Raw genomic sequence first — 20,625 nt, forward strand, 5'->3', positions numbered from 1 at the left:
CCAGAGCACCGCGTACAGCGGCGCCCGAGACATTGCCATGCTATAACCGGCAATCGTTTAATGATAGACATAGTCACGAAAAACGTACAAAATCATTCAGGATTATGCGCATTACTCCTATCCTATTACTGATAGCAATGATGAATATCTGCAAAAGCGCTGTTGCTCAGAACATCAGCATTAAGGCTAACAATGAACCGTTAAAAACATTGCTGAAAAAAATTGCCAAACAAGCCCACGTATATGTTGTATATGAAGAGAAAGAACTGGCTACTACGGCGCCGGTGTCGTTACACGTAAAAGAGGCTTCATTAAAACAGGTACTGGACCTATGCTTTAAAGATCTGCCTCTGAGCTATAGCATCATCGACAAAACGGTGGTAGTAAAGAAAAAGGAGCTTAGCAAAGACAACCTTTCCGCCGTGAGCCCTGCACAGAAAAAGCTTCTCAGAGTGCTGGGGCGTGTCCTGGAAGCCAAAGATCCTCCCGGCCCCCTGGTAGGTGCTACCGTTAAAGTGAAAGACGCCGCCAAGGGTGTTACCGCAGATGCAGACGGAGTGTTTGAACTGCATGTATCCAAAGGCAGCACGCTCGTGATCTCCATGATCGGCTATAAACCGCAGGAATACATCGTGAACGAAGAGCAGGCAAACCTGATCGTCTCCCTCAGAGAAGACCTTAAAACCCTGGAACAGATCGTCGTAACAGGCTTTGGCAAACAGAAAGTAAAAAATATAGCCAGCTCTGTCAGCATTGTTAATATGGACAATGTGAAAAATAAACCCGTTGTGCAACTCTCCCAGGCACTTCAGGGTGCCGCCACCGGTATTGTAGTGTCTCAAACCACCGGACTGGTAGGTGGTGATCAGGCCAACATCCGGATACGTGGCGTAGGCACACTCCTGAATGCATCGCCACTTGTGCTGGTGGATGGTGTACCGTTCGACATGAACAACCTGGACCCGAATACCGTTGAAAGCATCACAGTATTGAAAGATGCAGCTGCAGCTTCCATGTATGGCGCCAGAGCCGCCAATGGAGTTATTATCATCACCACCAAACGTGGCGTTGCCGGGGTTCCCAATATTGAATACAACGGATACTATGGTATTCAACGGCCTCAATACATACCCGACTTCGTTGATGCGGCCACCTGGATGGAGATGAACAATGAAGCGATGAAGAATTCCGGCGGAAATCCAATCTACAGCGACTCGACCATACTCATGACGAGAAACGGCAGCGATCCGGTTAAATACCCTAACACCAACTGGCCCGATCTGGTATTGCGCAAAGCCATTCCCATACAGCAACATTCCATCCTGGTATCCGGAGGTAATACGGCAGCCCGATTCTCCCTCTCTATCAACCAGACATGGCAGCAGGGACATGTGAAAAATTCTGACTACAGTCGTACTACCGTACGTGCTAATACTACCGTAGACCTGATGAAGAACTTCTTCATTTACATGGATCTTTTTGCTTCACGCAGTGTTCAGAATCAACCCTATGCCACTAACAGATATACTACTGATATCTACCGCCGCATCTACACCATACCACCAAATATCATTTCCAAATATCCAGGGAAAGCCGAAAACCCTGGTTATACTTATTATGGCATTTATGGCGAGAGCTGGAACCCTGTGGCGATGCTTGAAAAAGGTGGTACCTTGGGCAAAACAAGGGATGAGGCCTTATTAAATATACGCCCGCAATGGAATCTCCTGCCAGGGCTAAGCCTGAAAGGACAAGCCAGCTATCGCGTAGCCTCCGGTATCGACAAGGCAGACCAGGAATCTTATATTTTCTTTGACTACTACACTAATCGAACAGCCGGCGTAAACTATCCGACGGTTAAAACCGCCACGCTTACTGCAAGGGAAAGCTACCTGTATTTCGGGGGTAACCTTGATTATAACCACGATTTTGGCAAACACAATGTAAATGCTATCGCTGGCTATACACAGGAGCTGCGTACTTATGATTCATGGAAAGATGTGGCACTGCGTTCCATATTTGCAAAAGCATTTTATACCTACGACGACCGTTATTTACTTGAAGCCGGCTTGCGCCGCGATGGTTCTTCCCTGTTCGGTGATGGTAAAAAATGGGGCATTTTCCCTTCTGTTGCCGCAGGCTGGAATATTGACAAGGAGGACTTCTTCCATGTTAAGTTCATCGACGCCTGGAAACTCAGGGGTTCATGGGGAGTACTGGGGAATAATAACGTAGATCCATACCTCTACCAGACTACCATCGACGCAAATAATGGTGCAGAAACTGTTATTGGTAACCCCAATCTGAGCTGGGAAAAAGTAAAAGAACTGAATATCGGTACAGACATCCATTTCAAAGCAGGTATCAGTGTCACTGCGGAATGGTATGATAAACTGACTACCGACATGATCATCACGCCACAGCCTAACTACACGGGCGGTACCGGTATTGGCAACGACAACAATGGCGCACCTGTTAACGTAGGTAGCGTAAGAAACCGCGGGCAGGAGATCAAGATATCCTACCATAAATCATTTGGCAACAACTTCGTCTTTGACGCAAGCATTGGCTACAGCAAGAACAAAAGTAAGATTGTACGCCTTACCGGCAATGGTCAGCCGATCATCAGCGGCAATACCATCATGTATGAAGGTGGCGCCTTAAAAGAATACTATGGTTATGCCACGCAGGGGCTACTACAGCAAACTGATATCGATAATACCAAGATTCTTAAATTGAATGGTCAGGCAGCAGGTGACGTTCACTTTATAAATACCAATGGAGATACCATCATCAACAATCTCGATCGGGTATCACTGGGCAATACAGAACCTACTGATATCTTCTTCTTCAACCTTGGCCTCAATTTTAAAAATATAGACTTCCAGGCTTTAGTGTCGGGAGCATCCGGCGCCCCACTGTTTTACAGCGGCAACTTTGCCATACCATTGAATATTGGCGGGGAAAGTGGCACTCCTCAGAAATCCCAGCTGGATTACTGGACACCACAACATACCAACGCCTCACGTCCGCGACTCACACCCACACCAGGCACCAACGCCAATTTCTCCGATTTCTGGCGTGTAAGCGGCAACTACCTGCGTGTTCGTTACTTACAACTGGGCTATACGCTGCCGGCGCCTCTAAGCAGAAAAATAAGGGCTAAAATGCTACGTGTGTACTTCAATGCACAAAATGTATTCACCTTCTCGAAAGTCAAATTGTTTGATCCGGAAAGTGGTGGTAATCAGACTACAGTGCCATTACTGAAGACCTACACTTTCGGTCTTAACCTTAAATTCTAAAAAAACAGGCTTATGAAACATATTCATAAAAATATATTTCCATCTCTGCTGCTATTAATCCTGCTTTGTGGTTGTTCCAAAGATTACCTCAACAGGGACAATCCTACTGCGACCACCGATGAAAAATGGTGGCGGCTGGAGTCCGATCTTTTCAATTACCTGGAAGTAATCTACCTTAACCAGATGTCGCCTGGCGCCTTGCTCACGTCTTCCTCCTACCAGGCAAACTGCCGTATACATATGAGCGGTATTACAGACGAATCAGTATTCCGGGCCAATTTCGGTAGCTGGAACAGCTATCCGCTGGGTGCAGTTACAGCAACAGATGGTTACCTTTCCGATACTTATAGGCAGAATTATAAAGACATACGCAATGCGTCCCGCATATTGGAAAATTACTCCCGTATCTACATGGAGAACGCGGTAGTGAAAGAGCAACGTGCTGCAGAGGCAAGGGCGTTACGGGCAAGGGCACATCTTAATCTTTTTCTTTTCTTTGGACCGATACCCATTGTGCGTAAAAGCCTGGATCCGGGAGAAGGCGCGGCTGTGCCACGCAATACACAGGAGGAAGTAGTAAATTTCGTTGCTGCCGAATTAGATTCTGCCGCGGAAGTACTACCTGTATCCTATCCCAGCAGTGAAGCCTACCGCATTTCAAAAGGCGCCTGTTATGCTATGCAGGTACAGTTGTTTCTCAGCATAAAAAATTATGCAAAGGTGATAGAATATGCCAGGAAACTGATTAACCTGGGAGTATATGACCTGCACTATAGCACCGCTCCCGGCGTTAACAGCTATGCACAATTATTTACCTATGATGCATTGGAAAACAAGGAACGCATCCTCTTCCGTCGTACGGGTAACTCCGGTGCATTTTTCAGACTGGCACCCAAAAGCCTGTCCGGACAAGCCTGCAACGGCCCTACCGCTGCCATGGTAAATACTTATGAAACGCTGCAAGGCAAAACATTGCAGGAGCTGGGAGCCGATAGCCTGACTTACTACTGGAAAAATCCCCTGTACAAAAATAACAGAGATCCGAGGCTGGCAGCCAGCGTTCTCTTCCCGGGACAAACATTTGTAAACCGCCTGTTGGACCCATTCACTGCAGGATCGGTAGATCAGCTCGGGGCAACACAATCTACACAAACCGGTTTCTGGGTAAAGAAATACCTCGATGCCAAAGATGTATCCCGTAATAATGCCGGTACATTAAACTTCATGATCACCCGCTACGCTGAAATATTACTGAGCTATGTAGAAGCACTGGTAGAGTCGGACGACTGGCAGCATCCGGATGTACTACTCTACCTCAATAAGATCCGCAACAGAGCTGGCATGCCTGATGTAAACACTGCAGTGTATAATACACAGGAAAAAATGCGTGAATTATACCGCCGGGAACGAAAAGTGGAACTGGCATTTGAAGGCACGCGCCTGTTTGATATACGCCGTTGGAAGATAGGCGAAGAAGTGTTGAAAGGACCTGCAATGGGTGCTATCAATCCCAATACCAATCAGCCGGTAATAGTGGAAAACAGGATATTCGATCCCGAACGGGATTACCTCTGGCCTATTCCATTGGTAGAGATCAATGGCAATCCGGCCATGAAACAGAATCCAAAATGGTGACAATAGCACATTGATAAAGTATACGCTCCGGCATGCATAAAACAGGAAAACCGCTATTAAAGCGGTTTTCTGTTTATATATACAAAGCCTTTTTCAATAGCGTACTACAATCTCTGCATGATGATGTTCACCGAATCAGTCCCAAGTGTTCCGGCCAGCTTTAACTTTCCGGAGCCACCAGCCGGTGATATACTGCCTTTAAAAACAGGCCTGTCGGAGGGAGAACGCCAATTGATCTCCATGTGATTGTTTGCTAAAGTATAAGTACCATTCCACCTTTTCTGTGGCGTATTAAATTCAAATACGCAGCCATTTCTAACATCCAGGTAAACCACCGTGAGTACACTGTCTGCACAATCGGACTTGTAACGCATCTGCTGATTGATCTGCAGCTGTTTTACTTCATATTTACCGGTAAGCTGTGGATTTCTGTCAGGCTTGTTATGTAAGGCTATTAATAGCAGTGGTATATAAATGACGGAGAGACGAATGCCTAACTTTAGATATTTGGAAAGTGTCAATGCAGGCAACTGATCTTTTGCGATAAAGAAAAATTCTTTTAATCTGTTGAATTCTATGAACAGGAAATAAAGGGTGCCCAACAACATGATGGAAGCGTGGACGACAACACTCTGACCAATCTCATAGAAAATGTCCATCAGCAATATGTTAGCCAGCAAGGGAATGAGTACAAACACCCCTACCAGTCTGGTTCTCCGAAAAAGTAATAGCATCGCTCCGGTTATCTGAAGTCCCGCTATGATACAGGCGAAAAGGTAAGAATGGCTGTAAAAATTCCAGAACAGATCTGACGGTGAAAAACTGCTATAAGGCAGATCAACCTTGCTAATCGGCATTACAAGCTGCAAATGACAGATCTTTTCCCACCCAAATGACGCCAGGTCAAACGCTACACCATAGCGAATAAGACCTTGCCAGAAGGCAAGCGTCTCAGGGCGATTGGTTTTCCGCGCCTGCCATATAAAAGCATAGATAACAGCAACAACCAGGGTTAGTAAGGGAATGATGGTAAGGGTCCCTATTGGTATCAATGTGCGCAGCCATGTAACACACTGGCGAAGTATAAAGGCACCAACTACTAATCCGGCAATTACACAAGTAATGAGTTTTTTGCTAAAGGAGATTTTCTGCATTTTGCATAAATTGGGAGATAAACAAATTTAAACCTTAAATCTGTTTTCTGGTACTTTTTGTATTCATGGTAGAACTGATAATACTGTCTACTTGCTTTCTATTCGGACTATCATTCAAACAGGACATGAATACCAATAGCTGATATTTATCTACTAAGCAATAACGCAGGAAGCCGTCTCCATTATTTCTGAAGACGGCTTCCTGCGTTTCCCGGTATCCTGAGTTTAAAATGAAATCCTATTCCTTTTGTGAATCCTCCGCCGCTTTCTCCTCATTAGCGAGATCGTTCATCTTTACCACCGTGTCCTTCACTTTTTCGATAGTAGCTGGCAGATTTTTACCATGGCACTGGCTATATGGTTTCAGGCTTCCGCAATAACATGCGCTTCCCAGCTTTCCACCTTCCCTGAAAAAGAGCAATGCATTATTGAACAAGGTATCATAATGATTATATACATTTCCTGTAAATGTACTGAAATGGTACTGCCCATCGCCCAAACGGGTAGCAAAGCCCAGCAGGAAATCTTTCATATCGGCTAATAGAATAATATGCTCTACCAGCAGGTTATCTATAACACTGCTCCTGATATTCGCTATATGCTTTCCCTCATACGTAAATCTGTCATCAGGAATAAACAATAGCTTGTCCAGCGGTACACGCGGCGGGGTGATATCAACCAGATTCCCGTCTTCATCTTCCCATACCGCATAGTGTTCACCTTCACATATGAAATCGCTTAACCAAACAGCCCATCCATAGACGAGGTTTCCACCATCTTTAGCAACTTTCTCCTGTACATTAAAATAACTGTTTCCGGGAGTAGCTGCCGGATCTGGCTTTACAGGGATAATTTCATGTTCATATTCCGACCCGATTTTGTCGATCAGTTTCTGTACCACACGGGTAATCTCAATTGGACTTGTCATACTAGTTAATCAACCTTAAAATAATGTAAAGTACAGCATATGCCTGAATGGCCTCCTCTGCCCTGTTGTAAAGGGCAAAATTAGTGAAGTCGGCCGAATAATCAATATCTTCCACCAGCCACTTCCAGCCCCTTGGAAATAGCCATATCCACCAGGTTTAAAACGTACATGCAGAATTACCAGACCTTATATATCTCTCTTGAACCGGTCAAATACAGATCGTGATAACCCTCCATCTTCTCTTTCATTTTTTTCATCTTTTCCTCATTCTTCATCATCTCCTCCCAGCTTTTGTCATAAGCAGTAAGATTATCGTATTTGCTTACCATTATTACCCTGTTATACTGACCAGTCATATCCGTCAGGATATTAACCAGCTCGGGTTCGTCAGCCATGACTTCCTTGAACAGTTTTGCCAGCTTAGAGGCATTGCCTGGTTTACAGACGAAAATGTCGTGTACTAAAATCATAGTTGAAAATTTAAACTAAAAGTTAAGCCCTTTTTATCAGAATACCATATCGTACGTTTTCTGGTAAACTTAAAATATTGTATTCAAAATCAGCTTTCTGATCGTAACTTTAAACACCTTTCGGCTTAAATTGAAATTACAAAACGATAGTTTTAGCTGCCATGAAAACTTACCTTTTTATTGTATGCATTGTAAGCACGATAACCCAGGGCGTTCTTGCTCAGAAGAACAGTGCTGTTTCAAATCATAAGCAGGAAAAGGAGGAAAAGCATATTACCAGTTTCCCAAACTTCGATCATGCTTTACTGCTGGAAGCGAGATCTGATACAACGGCAAATGTAAGTCTTGGCGATCTCGATGGCGATGGTCATCTTGATATTCTGTTGATCAAGGGAAGACATTGGCCTATTGTTGACAGGATTCTTCTCGGTGATGGATCAGGCAGAATACGGAAAGCTTATAACCTCAGCAATATATCAGACCGCTCATATACCGGCGCCCTGGCTGATTTTAATGGCGATGGTTTCCTGGATATTGCTGTTAGCAATGATAATCCTGATCGGAAGCTGGTTTATTTGAATGACGGGAAAGGCAATTTTACAATCGGGTCTGAATTTGGGCTCTCTGAATGGCCTACCCGAAACTTATCGATCGCTGATATTAATGCTGATGGGTTTCCGGATATCATTCTGGCAAACAGAGGTGATTTGGGCAAAACGTCAAATGATATCTGCTTAAACAACGGGAAAGGACAGTTTAACGCTGATTGCATCTCATTTGCACCTTATCCTGCCACAACAATATCTCCTGCTGATTTTAATAAAGATGGTGTTGTTGATCTTATTGTACCACATCGCGACAGTGGCCAGAGTTACATTTATCCTGGCGGTCCCAACATCGGTCCGGATATCGCGTATTCAGATAGTCGTCGCATTCCATTTGGCCCGGCCGACGCTACCATCCGTGTGGCAGCAGCAGCAGATTTTAATGGAGACAGTTTGCTTGACATTGTAACAGTAGACGAGAACAAAGGAGTAAATCTCTATTTTGGTCAAAAAGATCAAAGCTTCTCAGCAGGTATTTCTTTAGCCGATGCAAAAATTGTCCCATATGCACTGACAATAGCTGACCTGAATAATGACCAAAAACCTGATATCATTGTAGGCCACATAGAGGCGCCGTCAACAATATTTTTTAATGACGGGACCGGGCAGCACTTCAAACCAGTTTCGTTTGGTGACTCAAAAGGCACTGTGTACGGTTTTGCAATTGGCGATTTCAATGAAGACGGAACACCCGACATCGCCGTTGCCCGCTCAGACGCCAGGAATGTTCTATACTTTGGCAATATCAAACCAAAGAATCGGAAATGAAATGACAAGTGGGTTTTAACACTTATCTTTAAAACCCAAATTCCCCGGCTATGACCTTTGCTGAATTCTTCCACATCCTCATCCTTCTGGGCTTTCTACAGGGCGCTATTATGAGCACACTTCTCCTCTTCTCAAAGAAACGCTCCCGCCCCAATCGCCTGCTGGGCATACTCATACTACTCATAGCCCTGGCTTGTCTTAACCTGTACCTCTTTGAATCCCCCTGGTTCACCAACAATCCCCTTCTGAACCTGCTGGGCAATCTCATTCCGCTGGTGATTATTATGCCCGTTGGCCCGCTGTTATATTTCTATGTCAAAAGCACTATAGATCCCTCCTTCAGCATCACCCGGAAGCAGCGGTTACACTTTTTACCAGTAATAATAGATTGCGGTCACCAGCTCAGCGTTGTAATATATTTTGCAGCGGCGTTGCTAGACTTTTCAGTACCGCCCCCTGATACCATTGGACGTTTTATAGACGACTATAATGTATATGCCGACATTCCCCGCTGGGCATCTGTTACAATCTATCTCTGGCTATCCGCCAGATACCTCGCTGCGGCAAACACGGAGAAAAGTCCTCACTACCAGTGGATGCGCCAGTTTATCCGTCTATTCCTTGTTTTTCAGATTATATGGTTTATCTACCTGGTACCTTATGTGATACCATCACTAACGGATAAAGTGCTGAATACGGTCGACTGGTACCCTGTATATATTCCCCTGGTAGTCCTGATTTACTGTCTAGGGATAAAAGGTTATCTGATTACACCGGAAGAAGCACCTGCTGCAAGAAAAGTTACGACGCCTCCGTCCATGAAATTGATAGAGGAAGCTGAACCACTACTGAAAAAAGCAATGGAACAGGACCGTTTATACCTGGATCCGGAATTGAACCTTGCCTTTTTATCAAAGCATACCGGCTTACCCCAGAAAACTATTTCATTGGTACTGAACCAACACTTTCAAAAAAGCTTCAACGAGTTTGTAAATGGGTACCGGGTAGAGGCATTTAAGCAAAATATCCGGCAGCTCCAGCAGGACAATATGACCATCCTGGCTATGGCATTTGATGCCGGCTTTAACTCACAGGCAACTTTCCAACGTGCCTTCCGAAGTCATACCGGTATGTCGCCCAGGGAATATATAACCCGGCACGCCGGGACAATACAGGACGATTCCCGGCATTAGCTCAGCGTCGGGCAAGCTATGTTTGTAGCCCGAGAGCCCCGTAACCCAGGAATCAAAACCGGAAAATGAATAGGAAAATGTTATTCAATTCCGGATTTGAGTAGATATAACCGCCTGAAATAGCTTGCTTTACCAGAAAAAAGGAGATGAAACATTACTTGAGCTTTTGTTTGTTATTGCTGGTACTGACCACCAACCAGGTCCATGCCCAGGAGAAATTCTTAACGCTTTCCGGTAACGTGACCGATGCCGGTAGTCATCAACCCGTTATTTATGCGAATGTCCAGTTAAAAAATGGCAGCATTGGTACAGTCGCCAATACAGCGGGAAAGTTCATTTTTAAAATAGCGGAGAAGTTCTGGGGAGATACCCTGCTGATTTCCTGTATCGGTTATAAGACGATTACCATGCCCCTGCCTCAGGGAAACTTACAGGATATAGAGATCCGGATGGAACCTTCTGTCTACCTGCTCCCGGTAGTAGCTGTAAATGTGCGCAGCGGTCTCGGTATCCTGAAACAAATGATCAGCAGTATACCCGACAATTATGATACAGCCGATGTAAGACTGACCGCCTTCTACAGGGAAAATATCCGTCTTGAAGCAGATACGATCAATTTCAATGAATCCGTACTGGATATTTACAAAACATACCGCACCGGCCGGGATTATAAAGACCAGATCCACATTCTCAAAGGTCGCAGAAAGAAGGTGGATTGGAGTAAAGATCCTCAGTTGTATAATTGGATCGGTAATATTACGAATACGGCTTACTCCTCCCTGAACGAAGACTTACAGAAATACCTTGACGCAAAGCATAATATACTGAATGAACGCAATTTCCGGTATTATACCTGCGACTATACAGAAACCGTCAGGGAAGGCGATCGTAATCTCCTGGTACTAAGTCTGCACCCCAAAGAAGACAGCCGCAAGGCGCTGGTACGGGCAAAGATATATGTTGACGAAGCGACCATGGCACTGGTAAGGTGTGAGATGCAGACAACCCCGGCCGGGAATGACTATCTGAACAGTCATCAGAAAGGTGGTATCGGCTATGCCATCATGTCTAAGATCGTAAAGGCCAGCTTCGACTTTACAAACATTTCGATGGTGATCACCTACAAGAAATACGGTAATAAGACTTATCTGAGTACGGTACAGCGTCACTGGGATTTCCTCTTGAACAGTAAAAAACGGGGTATGAAGGATGTTCCCTGGTCCGGTGATTTTTATCTGCTGATTACCGATGTGAACAAAGATAATTTACAACGCTTTGCTACAGGCGTTAGCAGCGACAAGTCGTCTATGAACAATGAAATAGGGAATAACTATGACCCTGCCTTCTGGGAAAATTACAACATCCTCCTGCCTGTAATGCAGGACTCTGTGAAACAAAAGAAGGATACTGTTCAACCGGCTGTTAAAGTAATACATGTCTCCAATCGTCAGAACGGTTTTACCCGGGCTGATACGCTGCGTGGCATGTTATCGCCGCTTCGTTCGTGTTACGATGTCAGTTTCTATCACCTGGACGTGGACGTCAACCTCGAAAATAAATCTATAGCGGGCAGTAACAAGATCCGTTTCAAAGTAGTAACCCCATTCAGCCTGATGCAGATAGACCTGTACGCCAATATGCGCATCCAAAAGATCCTGTATGGGGACCAGCCACTATCCTTCACCCGCGAGGAGGATGCCGTATTTGTCCGGTTCCCCCGTACATTGTCTGCAGGCAGTGAAGAAACGATAACCGTGTACTACGATGGAATACCGCAGGTACCTGACCTCAAAATTCCTATGCACGGCGGTGTATTATGGGACAAGGACGAAGAAGGCAATCCCTGGGCACAGGTAGTATGTCAGGGCTCCGGCGCCAGCTTATGGTGGCCCAATAAAGATCATCTGTCTGATGAACCTGATAGCATGCGTATCTGGATCACTATACCCAACGGCTTCACAGAAATATCCAATGGTCGCCTGCAAAAGAAAACGCCTATAGGCAATGATAAAACCCGGTATGAATGGCTGGTGACCTACCCGATCAATAACTATAACGCCACCTTTTGTATAGGTAAATATGCTAATTTCAAAGACGTGTATATCAGCGGTCAGGATACACTGACACTGGACTATTATGCGATGCCTTATAACCTGGAACGTGCCAAAACTATGTTTGCACAGGTAAAGCCCATGCTGGCATGCTTTGAACAACATTTTGGAAAATATCCATTCCCACGTGATGGCTTCACATTATTGGAAAGCCCTTACCCTATGGAGCATCAAAGCAGCGTGTGTATAGGAAAGATCAAAGAGGGTATGCGCCTGGACTATACTCCCCTGCTCTGGCATGAATCTGCACACGAATGGTGGGGCAATGCGATCAGCTGTAAAGATATTGCCGACATGTGGATACATGAGGCATTTGCCACCTATGCGGAGAGTATTATGATGGAATGCAGCGACCATAAAGCTATGGGACTGGCATATCTGAATGCCCAGAAGGACCAGGTAAATAACCGCGAGCCTGTAACCGGTGTGTACAATGTCAATCACATACACTACGAGATCGGCGACATGTACACCAAGGGAAGCCTGCTATTAAACACGTTCCGCGCTGTGCTGGATAATGATACCCTGTGGTTTGCGCTATTAAAGGATATACAGCAGCATTTCCGTTATCAGACACTCTCGTCTGACGACCTGGTAAACTATATCTCCCACCGTACCGGGAAGGATTATACATGGTTCTTTGAACAGTATCTGAAATACACCAACCTGCCAAAGCTGGAAATATCCCTGAAGGAAAAAGGGAATAATCTACAGCTCACATATCGCTGGCTGGCAGACGTGCCGGGCTTCAGGATGCCGGTAAAGGTAACCCTTGCACCTGAGCAATTTGGTTTCATTTATCCAACAACCACCTGGCAAACGATCATCTTAAAGCAAATGAAAGAGGATGATTTTGAGGTGGATGAGGATCATTTCTACATACAGGTAGCGGAGGTATAAATCGGCCGCTGCCGGTCATTTCGGTTATTATAAAGAAGAACAACTTTATTATGCAGCCGGCGCATTAGACAAATACCTAAAATATGTGCTGTAATGTCATTTTTTTTCGCTAAATTAACTTAAACAATTTCATATACCACCATCGCCAGCCCATATATGAAATTGCTAATTTGCACACTTCCTCAAACTGTGTAAATCAAATATGTTATAGCCTCTGCATGAGGAGTGTTGTCAACCAATACAATTACGATCGCAGTCACTTAAACTACATTTATCGGGATAAGAATTCTCACCATAAAACCCTAATTACATGAGCAAAGTTTTACTTCTTGCAGCAGCATTGTTGCTTAGTACAATGTCGTTTGCCCAGAATTACTGGCAGCCACACGCAGAAGGCGCCAGGATCGCTACAGACAAAGCCGTATCCAGGCTTGCGTTTCCCGCTAATTTCAAATTGTTTGACCTGAATTTCACGCCTCTCCGGAATGAAGTATTCAAAACCGTAGGTAATGTGTCGGGGCATTCAACTATTATCTCACTGCCTAACGCAGACGGACAAATTGAACAATTCGAAATTACAGAAGCTTCGAATTTCGAGCCTGCATTACAGGCTAAATTTCCTGAAATAAGAGCCTTTTCAGGAAAAGGTATTACCGACAAAACTGCCACATTAAAGTTGAGTATTTCTCCGCAGGGAATACAAACAATGGTGTTCCGCACAGGAAGGGAAAATGAGTTCATTGAACCTTATTCTGCCGACCACACTGTTTATTCCGTCTTCAAAAAACAACCGAAGACTTTACCCTGGAAATGCTTTACCCCGGAGGAAAAACTGGCAACCAGCATAGGTAATCAGTTGCCTAATGCCCGGTCGACCGGTGATGCTAAAACAATGCGGCTGGCACAATCAGTGACGGCTGAATACTCCAACTATTTCGGAGCTACAAGCGCCTCACAGGTTTCATTGGTACTGGCGGCAGTCAATGCCACACTTACCCGTTGTAATGGCGTGTATGAAAAGGATCTCGCCATACACCTTAACCTGATCGCAGCAACTACCAACGTGTTCTATTATAACCCGTCAACAGACCCATATTCCGCAGCCAGTACAGGCGCAGGTGGAGCATGGAACAGCGAGTTACAAAACACATTGAACTCTGTGATTGGTGCCGCGAATTATGATATCGGCCACCTGTTCGGCGCATCCGGCGGCGGTGGTAACGCTGGTTGTATCGGTTGTATCTGTACCGACAATTCAAAAGGAAGTGGCTTCACCTCTCCTGCTGATAACATTCCTCAGGGCGATAATTTCGATATCGACTATGTAGTGCATGAAGTAGGACACCAGCTGGGGGCTAACCATACCTTCTCTATGAGCAATGAAGGTACAGGCGTGAATGTGGAACCTGGTTCAGGTATTACTATCATGGGTTATGCCGGTATTACCAGCCAGGACCTGGCGCCGCATTCTATTGATATCTATCATGCTGCTTCCATTGGACAAATCCAGTCTAATCTGACAAGCAAGACCTGCCCGGTAACTACCAGCATATCTGCCAATAACGCAACACCAGTTGTTAATGCCGGCGGTAATTTCACTATTCCTATCAGTACTCCTTTTGCACTTACTGGTTCAGCTACTGATGCTAATGCCGGCGACGTGCTGACTTATTGCTGGGAGCAAAATGATAATGCGTCATCATCACAAACAGGATCTGCCAGTGTTGCCAGTGCCACCAAAGCATCTGGGCCAAACTGGATCTCATTTGCACCATCTACCTCACCTACAAGGTATTTCCCTAAAATGGCGACTATCCTTGCAGGCGGCTTAGTATCAGGTCCTTTGTCAGGCGGTGATGCAGGCGCTAATACGGAAGCTTTAAGCTCTGTTTCAAGAACTTTACACTTCCGCTTGACTGTAAGGGACAATGCTCCTTATAGCTCCACAGCACCAGTAACGATTGGTCAGACCAATTTTGCCGATATGACGGTAACTGTTACCAATACATCAGGACCATTCTCCGTGACTGCTCCTAATACAGCTGTATCATGGGCTGGTAACTCATCACAAACCATCACATGGAACGTGGCGAGTACAACTGCCTCTCCTGTTAGTTGTGCCAACGTAAAGATCTCCATCTCTACAGACGGTGGTACTACATTCAGCACATTAGTTGCAAGCACTCCAAATGATGGCAGTGAAGTGGTAACGATTCCTAATACACCATCTACAACAGCGAGGATAAAAGTAGAAGCTGTAGGAAATATTTTCTTTGATATTTCCAATACTAACTTCACTATCACTGCAGGATCAGGCTGTGCTTCTCCGGCTGGTTTAACTGCTTCCGCTATTACCAATACATCGGCTACAGTTGGATGGACAGCAGTAAGCGGCGCTACATCATATGATGTAGATTATAAAGCCAGTTCCTCTTCCACCTGGATCAATGCTGCAACGGCAACAACTGCTACGTCTGTGGGCTTAACGGGTCTTACATTAGGAACGACTTATGACTACAGGATAAGAACCAATTGCTCCAGCGGTAGCAGTGCTTATTCATCTGCACAGTTTACTACTACAGGAGGTACCTGTAACGCGCCAGCTGGCTTAACCAGTTCAGCGGTAACATCTACCGGAGCGACTGTTAGCTGGACAGCCGTGAGCGGTGCTTCAAGCTATGATGTGGATTATAAACCTGCTTCATCTTCCACCTGGACCAATGCTGTAACCGGTACTACTTCCACATCTGCTAATCTGAGCGGATTAACATCTGCCACATTATATGACTGGAGAGTAAGAACAACCTGTTCAAGTGGTAACAGTACATATACTACTGCGCAATTCACTACTTTAACCGTATCAGGTTGTGCCAATACATTGGATAATTCAACCAATGGAACAACTTCCGGCGCTGCCACCATTCCATTTAATACGGATGTTACAGGCCTCATCAGCCCAAGTGGTGATATTGATCATTATAAGTTCGTGATCTCTACCCGCGGCACGATTACTATTACATTGGGTACATTGCCTGGCGACTATGACCTGAAACTGCTGAACAGCTCAGGTTCACAGCTCAATATTTCACAGGCAGGTGGTACTACCAGTGAAAGTATCAGCAGAACCGTTAATCCGGGTACCTATTATGCACAGGTATATGGTTACAGCGGCGCTAATAGTGCTACATCTTGTTACACATTGAGAGTACAGTTAGGTACTGCCAGCCGTGAAAGTGATGTTAATACCGGCGACGTACCAAAAGTGGCTGTATTCCCGAACCCTGTTAATAACATCGTGAACGTTGACCTCACAGGCTTCAAAGGAAAATCAGAAGTGAGTATGTTTGATGTGAATGGTCGTGTGGTATTACGTCGCGAGGCAAACGGAGTTAAAACACAGTTTGATATTTCTGCATTGCCAGCAGGTGTTTATATGATAAGGGTTAAGAATGGCGGAAAGGATGTGAGCATGACGAAGATCATTAAACAATAAAGACAATACAAACCCTAATATAGAAAAGCCAGTACCAGCAAAGGTGCTGGCTTTTTTTTGGGATTTGGCTACAAACTGACCGGATTTGATTACATGCGGCTATACAAGTGCGGGTACCTTTGGAGCATGAAAATAGTAGTTACAGGTTCTTTAGGGAACATCAGCAAGCCGCTTAGTATAGCGTTGATAAAGAAAGGCCATTCGGTGACCGTTATTAGTAGCAATCTAGCGAAACAGGTGGAGATTGAGCAATTAGGTGCGAAGGCCCAAATCGGTTCACTGACAGATACGCAATTTGTTATAGCTGCCTTTACCGGAGCAGATGCTGTTTATTGTATGACGCCATTTGACTTTTCAGTGGCAGATCAGGATGCGCATATGAAACAGATCATCGCGAACTATGTAAAGGCTATTCAACATGCCGGTATCAGGAAGGTGATATTGCTGACCGGATGGGCAGCTGAAGTAGCGGGACATAGTATGACTGAAGTCTATAAGCAACTGGCGGATGTAAATGTATCTGAATTACGTCCTGCAATTTTTTATACCAACTTTTATCAGATGATGGATCTGATGCGTGGGAAAGGACTAATGGGGTTGGTGATGGGATTACAAGCTTATGGGATCAGGGCATTGTTCGGAAGAAGAGGTTTGTTGCTGGGGAACTATGGCGGGGATGACAGGATTGTACTGGTAGCTCCTGCTGATATTGCTGCAGCGGCTGTGGAGGAGTTCGAGTCACCAGTTACAGGTGTAAAGATAAGATATGTAGGAAGCGATGAACTGTCCTGTAATGAAGCGGCTGCGGCTCTCGGAGCAGCAATCGGCAAGCCCTGGATGAAATGGCTTAGGATCACAGATAAACAGATGCTACAGGGATATAAGATGGCTGGTTTACCGGAGGGATTGGCAGCCGGTATGGTGAAGATGCAGGCGGCCATTCATGATGGCACTGTACTGGCGCAGTATGACCGCCACAAGCCGGTATTAGGGAAAGTGAAGGTAAAGGATTTTGCCAGGGAATTTGCAAAGAGGTATATTTAAGCATGCAACCATACAGGGTAAAGACAATCACTGAATTTCTGCAACTGAGGGGACTGCCGAAGGCTTTGCATCCTTTAATCAGTGTGATTAATATCAGCAGCATTACGGAGGTCCCGAAAGGACCTTCATTGCTGGTACCGGATTTTTATATGATCGCATTGAAGAAGGGGTTTTCCGGGCTGATTAAAGTGAAGTATGGACAACAGGATTTTGATTTTGATGAAGGGGTCTTATCTTTTATGGCGCCCGGACAACTGATAGGTTTCGAACTGGACGGGCCAATAGGCGAGCATCCTTCCGGCTGGATGTTGCTGGTACATCCGGATTTTTTGTGGAATACCTCACTGGCGAAGAAGATCAGGCAATATAAGTTTTTTGATTATGCAGTGAATGAGGCATTGTTCCTGTCGGAGAAAGAGGAAGTAACGGTCAATCAAATCATCACTAATATTGAACAGGAGTATCAGGGAAATATTGACCAGTTCAGTCATAATATTATTATCGGGCACCTGGAGTCATTATTCAACTACTCAGAGCGATTCTATCAGCGGCAGTTTCTGACAAGGCGAATGTCGAATCATCAGTTATTAGGACAATTGGAGGATATATTACAGGCTTACTTTGAAAAAGAAATGGGGTTTCCAACAGTGGCATATATAGCGGAATCACTACACGTCTCGCCTGATTATCTAAGCAGTATGCTGAAGGCGCTAACAGGACTGAATACACAACAACATATCCATCAGAAACTGATCGAGAAGGCCAAGGAGCAATTGTCAACAACTACCCTATCAGTAAGTGAAATTGCGTATCAGCTGGGATTTGAGCATCCACAGTCATTCAGTAAGTTATTTAAGACAAAAACGAATCTTTCGCCTGTGGAGTTCAGAAGATCTTTTCAATGATGTTAGTCTACTGCACGTGAGAAGCGGGTGGCGCATAAACAGGTGAATAATAATTATAACTACTTCTGCTTACGCTGATGCTGCCGGAAATAGAAAATGTCCTTTGGTCGTTCGTATACATTAAGCCTATTTTGGCGGCGGGGGAAACACCAAAATTGTTAGTTCGCATTAAACCATTGTTCTTGTCAATCCCGGGTTGATAGAATACACTATTGGATTGCATGAGATAAGGCGTTGCTGAAACGCTGCCGAAAGCATATACGTTATTGGTAAGTTGCCGGGTGACCTGTAATGCCAAAGGAACCGACAGGAAACTACTACTCCCTCCCTTATATGCAATAAAACCAGTGGAAATACCTGTATACTTTGTGACAAACCATTTCTTCCGAAGATAGTTCGTATCGGTCGCCTGGTTAGTATTCCTGAAGACTGGTTGCGTGTAATCCAGTCCCCCGGAAAACAAAGGAGACTGAGCTTTTGCAGCTATAGCCGACATTAGTATTGCGGTAAAAAGGAGTGCACGTATCATAATATGAAGATAATCATCCTTTTTGTTAATATTGCTAATAAAATCATAATATTTCATCCCCGGAATATCTGTAAGTGCCTCATATGGCTATAAACGCTAAAATACACGGTATGGAGACTTCTAACACACACAATCAGCGTATTGCAAACATGATCTTTGCCTCGGTATATCCGATGTATGTCGCCAAAGTGGAGAAGAAAGGCAGAACAAAAGAGGAGCTACATCAGGTGATAGAATGGTTAACGGGTTTCGACGATAAAAAGCTGCAGGAACTGATACAGGAGAAAGTAACTTTTGAAACGTTTTTCGAACGGGCGTCCCTAAACCCGAATGCGGGCCTCATTACCGGAGTGATCTGTGGCTATCGTGTGGAGGAAATTGAGAATCCTTTAACGCAGAAGGCCCGGTATCTGGATAAGTTAGTGGATGAGCTGGCAAAGGGCAGGAAGATGGAGAAGATTTTACGTACGTAGGAAGCATCCCGGCCGGACGACCAGAACGCTTCTAGATCACTTTCTCTGCCTCCGTAACATTACCCGGCAGATCAGTTGCCATAATCAGGATACGGGTTCCCCTTAGTGCCGGATTGACGGCAGCAGTTGTATAATGCCAGTATGAGATACCCTTACCTGGAACAGCATCGCCCTGTTCCAGTTCAGTTCCTGAGACAGACAGGATCCGGACTTTTACACTTGCCACACGAACAACATCCTTAACGGCAATAGTGATAATATCCCCCTCCTCTCCTTTATACTTTTCCGTGTCAACAAGTACGATTTTAGGAGGTTTGGCGGCGTCCTGAAAGGCAGTATTATGTGCAGTCTGCCATTTTTTTGCAACAGCTGCATACATCAGCCTTTTTACTGGATCAGTCATGACTTCATTCGCATATGCCGTAGCATCTTCGAATTTCTCCCGGGCAGCCAACTGTTGATTTGTCGGCGGAGTCTTTACAGGTCCACAGCGGGCTGTTACAACTGTTTTTCCTTTTCTTACACGAAGCGTCATTCCTTCAATAGTTCCTGACACTCCGTCCATGAATATGTTTTGTTTTACATAAGCCATATTGAAAGTATTTAAAGATGAATAATAAAAGATGAAATAGAACTGTATGCATCAAAGCATACTGAGGCTTTTTTTGACCATTAATCTCATCATTGTGTATCTATGCAAAGATACGAAAAACAAGCCTTTACGGCCTAAATAGAAGTTACTATTTGCCCTATCTTATAAGGATGTAAATTCGTACAAACTGTCTTGTCCTGGTATAGGTTTACAGTTTTGATGAGATAATCCGTTTGAATTTTACAATATTAAAAGATAATCCTAAAAAGGTTGTTTTGTTTAGATTTTAGTCCTGGATCAGGTTGACAGTATCAGCTGTTAATCCTGATCCAGGACTATCTTTTCTCTTCGTTCGCCATCTCCTTACTAATTCCCCTTGTTTTGTATGTGCCTGATTTGGAGTTAGGTAGTCGCAGCTTGCATGAGGCCTTTGTTCATTGTAGATGCGGATAGACGCTGTTACTATAGCCGCCGCGGTTTCATAGTTTTTAAATAACCGGTCCAGACCAAATTCTGACTT

At 44.7% G+C, this 20,625-nt stretch carries 15 protein-coding genes; 9 read left to right on the plus strand and 6 right to left on the minus strand.

The features are described from left to right. Positions 1-104 precede the first annotated feature (104 nt). Positions 105-3,305 (plus strand): TonB-dependent receptor, encoded by a 3,201-nt coding sequence (locus tag BLR32_RS30625; protein ID WP_176842488.1) that lies wholly within the window; start codon positions 105-107, stop codon positions 3,303-3,305. Positions 3,306-3,317: 12 nt separating this feature from the next. Further along, the gene (locus BLR32_RS30630; RefSeq protein WP_089837894.1) at positions 3,318-4,940 is read left to right on the plus strand and encodes a RagB/SusD family nutrient uptake outer membrane protein; all 1,623 of its coding nucleotides are present in this window, start codon (positions 3,318-3,320) and stop codon (positions 4,938-4,940) included. 104 nt (positions 4,941-5,044) lie between these two features. Here the strand turns inward: BLR32_RS30630 and BLR32_RS30635 are convergent, their stop codons facing one another. From BLR32_RS30635 to BLR32_RS30645, 3 genes are all read right to left on the minus strand, one after another. Beyond that, on the minus strand, positions 5,045-6,094 hold the full coding sequence (locus BLR32_RS30635) for a hypothetical protein (protein ID WP_089837896.1): 1,050 nt from the start codon (positions 6,092-6,094) through the stop codon (positions 5,045-5,047). 238 nt (positions 6,095-6,332) lie between these two features. After that, entirely contained in the window at positions 6,333-7,022 is a 690-nt protein-coding gene (locus BLR32_RS30640; RefSeq protein ID WP_089837898.1) for an SEC-C domain-containing protein, read from the minus strand. A gap of 176 nt (positions 7,023-7,198) precedes the next feature. After that, positions 7,199-7,492, minus strand: a complete 294-nt coding sequence (locus BLR32_RS30645) for a hypothetical protein (RefSeq protein WP_089837900.1) — start codon at positions 7,490-7,492, stop codon at positions 7,199-7,201. A gap of 161 nt (positions 7,493-7,653) precedes the next feature. On the opposite strand from BLR32_RS30645, the gene BLR32_RS30650 reads away from it, so the two are divergent. The 6 genes from BLR32_RS30650 (at position 7,654) to BLR32_RS30675 (ending at position 18,511) form a co-directional block, all read left to right on the plus strand. Continuing rightward, on the plus strand, positions 7,654-8,865 hold the full coding sequence (locus BLR32_RS30650) for an FG-GAP repeat domain-containing protein (protein ID WP_089837902.1): 1,212 nt from the start codon (positions 7,654-7,656) through the stop codon (positions 8,863-8,865). Between the two features lie 50 nt (positions 8,866-8,915). Next, a complete protein-coding gene (locus BLR32_RS34730; protein WP_089837904.1) occupies positions 8,916-10,058 on the plus strand; it encodes a helix-turn-helix domain-containing protein in 1,143 nt (380 codons plus the stop codon). Between the two features lie 146 nt (positions 10,059-10,204). Then, positions 10,205-13,069, plus strand: coding sequence for a M1 family metallopeptidase (locus tag BLR32_RS30660; RefSeq protein WP_089837907.1), 2,865 nt, complete (start codon positions 10,205-10,207; stop codon positions 13,067-13,069). Positions 13,070-13,379: 310 nt separating this feature from the next. Then, positions 13,380-16,562, plus strand: coding sequence for a reprolysin-like metallopeptidase (locus BLR32_RS30665; RefSeq protein WP_089837909.1), 3,183 nt, complete (start codon positions 13,380-13,382; stop codon positions 16,560-16,562). A 126-nt stretch (positions 16,563-16,688) separates the two neighbouring features. Then, positions 16,689-17,606 carry an SDR family oxidoreductase gene (locus BLR32_RS30670; RefSeq protein ID WP_089837911.1) on the plus strand — a complete coding sequence of 306 codons (918 nt, stop codon included), beginning with the start codon at positions 16,689-16,691 and terminating at the stop codon, positions 17,604-17,606. A gap of 2 nt (positions 17,607-17,608) precedes the next feature. Next, positions 17,609-18,511 carry a helix-turn-helix domain-containing protein gene (locus tag BLR32_RS30675; RefSeq protein WP_089837913.1) on the plus strand — a complete coding sequence of 301 codons (903 nt, stop codon included), beginning with the start codon at positions 17,609-17,611 and terminating at the stop codon, positions 18,509-18,511. A gap of 7 nt (positions 18,512-18,518) precedes the next feature. Here the strand turns inward: BLR32_RS30675 and BLR32_RS30680 are convergent, their stop codons facing one another. Then, complete coding sequence (locus BLR32_RS30680; RefSeq protein ID WP_143011652.1) at positions 18,519-19,040, minus strand: hypothetical protein; 522 nt, start codon at positions 19,038-19,040, stop codon at positions 18,519-18,521. A 110-nt stretch (positions 19,041-19,150) separates the two neighbouring features. Here BLR32_RS30680 and BLR32_RS30685 point away from each other — a divergent pair, with 110 nt between their 5' ends. Next, the gene (locus BLR32_RS30685) at positions 19,151-19,513 is read left to right on the plus strand and encodes a DUF2200 domain-containing protein (protein ID WP_089837940.1); all 363 of its coding nucleotides are present in this window, start codon (positions 19,151-19,153) and stop codon (positions 19,511-19,513) included. Positions 19,514-19,544: 31 nt separating this feature from the next. Here the strand turns inward: BLR32_RS30685 and BLR32_RS30690 are convergent, their stop codons facing one another. Both BLR32_RS30690 and BLR32_RS30695 read right to left on the minus strand, forming a co-directional pair. After that, a complete protein-coding gene (locus BLR32_RS30690) occupies positions 19,545-20,078 on the minus strand; it encodes a hypothetical protein (protein ID WP_245705563.1) in 534 nt (177 codons plus the stop codon). A 313-nt stretch (positions 20,079-20,391) separates the two neighbouring features. Further along, a partial coding sequence (locus tag BLR32_RS30695) for an integrase core domain-containing protein (RefSeq protein ID WP_143011643.1) occupies positions 20,392-20,625 on the minus strand: 234 nt, incomplete at its 5' end.

It is taken from the genome of Chitinophaga filiformis (assembly GCF_900102545.1).
In the GTDB taxonomy this organism is placed as follows: Bacteria; Bacteroidota; Bacteroidia; order Chitinophagales; family Chitinophagaceae; genus Chitinophaga; species Chitinophaga filiformis.

What these genes read in the sequence shown, in the direction of transcription:
- BLR32_RS30685 (WP_089837940.1), top strand. Translation starts at nt 19,151, where the DNA reads ATGGAGACTTCTAACACACACAATCAGCGTATTGCAAACATGATCTTT.
- BLR32_RS34730 (WP_089837904.1), top strand. Translation starts at nt 8,916, where the DNA reads ATGACCTTTGCTGAATTCTTCCACATCCTCATCCTTCTGGGCTTTCTA.
- BLR32_RS30630 (WP_089837894.1), top strand. Translation starts at nt 3,318, where the DNA reads ATGAAACATATTCATAAAAATATATTTCCATCTCTGCTGCTATTAATC.
- BLR32_RS30670 (WP_089837911.1), top strand. Translation starts at nt 16,689, where the DNA reads ATGAAAATAGTAGTTACAGGTTCTTTAGGGAACATCAGCAAGCCGCTT.
- BLR32_RS30625 (WP_176842488.1), top strand. Translation starts at nt 105, where the DNA reads ATGCGCATTACTCCTATCCTATTACTGATAGCAATGATGAATATCTGC.
- BLR32_RS30680 (WP_143011652.1), bottom strand. Translation starts at nt 19,040, where the DNA reads ATGATACGTGCACTCCTTTTTACCGCAATACTAATGTCGGCTATAGCT.
- BLR32_RS30660 (WP_089837907.1), top strand. Translation starts at nt 10,205, where the DNA reads ATGAAACATTACTTGAGCTTTTGTTTGTTATTGCTGGTACTGACCACC.
- BLR32_RS30640 (WP_089837898.1), bottom strand. Translation starts at nt 7,022, where the DNA reads ATGACAAGTCCAATTGAGATTACCCGTGTGGTACAGAAACTGATCGAC.
- BLR32_RS30665 (WP_089837909.1), top strand. Translation starts at nt 13,380, where the DNA reads ATGAGCAAAGTTTTACTTCTTGCAGCAGCATTGTTGCTTAGTACAATG.
- BLR32_RS30645 (WP_089837900.1), bottom strand. Translation starts at nt 7,492, where the DNA reads ATGATTTTAGTACACGACATTTTCGTCTGTAAACCAGGCAATGCCTCT.
- BLR32_RS30635 (WP_089837896.1), bottom strand. Translation starts at nt 6,094, where the DNA reads ATGCAGAAAATCTCCTTTAGCAAAAAACTCATTACTTGTGTAATTGCC.
- BLR32_RS30690 (WP_245705563.1), bottom strand. Translation starts at nt 20,078, where the DNA reads ATGGACGGAGTGTCAGGAACTATTGAAGGAATGACGCTTCGTGTAAGA.
- BLR32_RS30650 (WP_089837902.1), top strand. Translation starts at nt 7,654, where the DNA reads ATGAAAACTTACCTTTTTATTGTATGCATTGTAAGCACGATAACCCAG.
- BLR32_RS30675 (WP_089837913.1), top strand. Translation starts at nt 17,609, where the DNA reads ATGCAACCATACAGGGTAAAGACAATCACTGAATTTCTGCAACTGAGG.